Below are 621 nucleotides of genomic sequence, written 5' to 3' on the forward strand. Positions count from 1 at the left end.
GGCGGTGATGGCCGGATCACCCTCGTCGGTTCGATCGTCGGCGCCGAGACGGCGGAACATCGCTTCGACATCGGCTCGCGCCGCGTCGCGCAACGCGCGGGCGGCGAACGGGCTATAGGCATCGCGCGGGGTCGAGCGGCCCGCCGATGTGGCCAGCGTGTAGCGCAGCCGCTCATGCAGGTCGGGCGCGATCCCATCAGGCCGGTCTGCCTCGACCGCGCGCAATGTGTTGATGATCTTGCTGACCGTTATGTGCCGGTGGATCGAGCCCATCCCGCGCTGTTCGAGCGCGGATGCAAAGCCATCGATATGGGCTGCGCTTAGGTCGCTGACACCGGCCACCTTCTGCGCTTCATCGCCAAGCCAAGCGAAGAAGTGACGATAGACCTGGACATACTGCTTGATGACGCTGGCCGCACCGATCGATCCTCCGAGCTCGGCCGAGCGCCGCAGCGCACCGGCAAAGGCGATGGCGAGCGGACGAGGATCGAGCCCGGTCATATCGACCAGGACCATCCCGCCATGCCGCGCCTCGATGGTGAACTTGAGGCCGAGCACCGGATCGGGCTGCGCTCGCTCCGGCGTGATCGGCACAAAGGCGACGGGCCAGCCCTTGCGGGG

Annotated in this window: 1 pseudogene; it reads right to left on the reverse strand. The window is 67.3% G+C overall.

Features of this window, described 5'->3' with window-relative positions:
- Positions 1–621, reverse strand: a pseudogene (locus AACY52_RS29280) (hypothetical protein); the annotation flags it as partial.

It is taken from the genome of Pseudomonas sp. EA_65y_Pfl1_P113, from assembly GCF_963970525.1.
Lineage (GTDB): Bacteria > Pseudomonadota > Gammaproteobacteria > Pseudomonadales > Pseudomonadaceae > Aquipseudomonas > Aquipseudomonas tritici.